This window comes from Endozoicomonas sp. SESOKO3, assembly GCF_024606255.1.
The window spans coordinates 1-1,626 of record NZ_JAHHPR010000669.1; the positions used below are offsets into that span (position 1 = coordinate 1).

The window sequence follows — 1,626 nt, forward strand, 5'->3', positions numbered from 1 at the left end:
CGACCGGGTGGTCGGCATTCAGGTATTGGTTGAAATTACTATTGTCCAGCTGAACAGTACTGGCCCAACTGTTCCAGTTTGGAAAAAACACGACAAGTGACAATAAAAGTACAGACGACTTTGTGAAGATAGTCGGGCTTTGCCGATACTGATCTTTCATCGGGCTGTTATTCATTGAGTGAGTACCATGAAAAACAATGATGAGAACTATCCGTATTTGTGACCCGTATATATAGACTATGAGGGGGCGTCATGCATTAACATGCGGGTAACCTGGAAAAACTTACGTTTGAGCAGGGGGGGGCAGCAGGGGCCAACTTTTTCTGGATAAGCTATTGGCCCGATACCCCTTTGAGGCAATGATAATGTTTATGGCGATTGCCCTTGAGGGATGCACCTGTTTGTTGGTTATTTAAGTTCATCTAAGGGTAGTTATTCAGTGGTTTCCATTTTTGATCCGGGTGGTTGTCTTTTGAACCACTTAATGGCTACGAGAACTGCAAACGTTGCAACCATCACAGAGCCCACTGCGAAAGGCCCAATTCCCCAATCAGGGAGAACCGCAGACGATCCGGCAGACGATGAAGTGCCAAGGGATTTTGGATAGTTAAAGTTTTCAAAATCCAAAGCGATTTCTTGCATCTGTAGCTGCCGACTATCCTCCTCAATATCTGTATTTTCAGAGGCCAGATAGACTTTGTTACCCACAAAAACCGGACGCATAGACTTTGCCGCCGCAGGTTTAATGGTGGTGTCGAAACGATGGACATTGACCTGATCTTTATAAGTAAATACGGACAGTTGTCCATCGCTGTTGTAAATAATGGCGTGCAAATAATCTTCCGTTGCCATCAGCCTGACGGTCGCAAATGAACCCGGTGCGAGGGAAGGAAAATCAACCCTGTCGTCAATCATATAAGCACTGTCAATCTTTCCATTGTCCGTGGCGAACCGGCGAATAGAAAGTGTTTCTTCCCCAGGGCTGAATACGGCAACGAAGGCCTGATCTTCTTGTATCAGGACGTCCTGCTGGCTGTTGACCGTGTCACCGCTATTGATAGTGATTATCTCTTTGCCATTATTGCCAAAAGAGGCAGCGGGTTTTAGATGTTGACTGTCGTATTGTCTGATAAACAGAGGATAGGACGCATCTTCTTCACTTTTACCGGTTACATAAAGGCGTTCGCCATCTTGGGATAGCTTTAAATGAAATCCTTGTTCTTTATCATACGGATCACTGGTTTCAGGAAAAAAGAGCCGTCGCTGCTGGTAACGGCCAACCAACAGGCTGTTATCGAGGGTGCCTGTTAAATACATGACGCCCTGATGATAAGCGGTATCCTTAATTTGTACATTTTCAGGGAATAGGTCGTTACGTACAGTGAATTCTGCCCGGTAGCTCCGGGCAGCACTTAACGAGAACTCGAATAGAACTGCTTTTCCTGACTGTGTTGTTGCAACAAGAAACAGGTGAGAACTTGCCTTTTCGTGAATAACCTGCCCAGTCAGAGACGGGTAGGAATCCAGTATTCCAGAGTAGTCGGAAGAGGTGGTGTAAGTTACAACGCCGCACCGTCCAAATTGTTGATCCAGTTCAGAACCTTTATAGCGTGCCAGAATAACTCC

At 45.9% G+C, this 1,626-nt stretch carries 1 protein-coding gene; it reads right to left on the bottom strand.

The annotated features are described in order from the left end of the window. Positions 1-432: 432 nt before the first annotated feature. A partial coding sequence (locus KDK18_RS11815; RefSeq protein ID WP_257255119.1) for a hypothetical protein occupies positions 433-1,626 on the bottom strand: 1,194 nt, incomplete at its 5' end.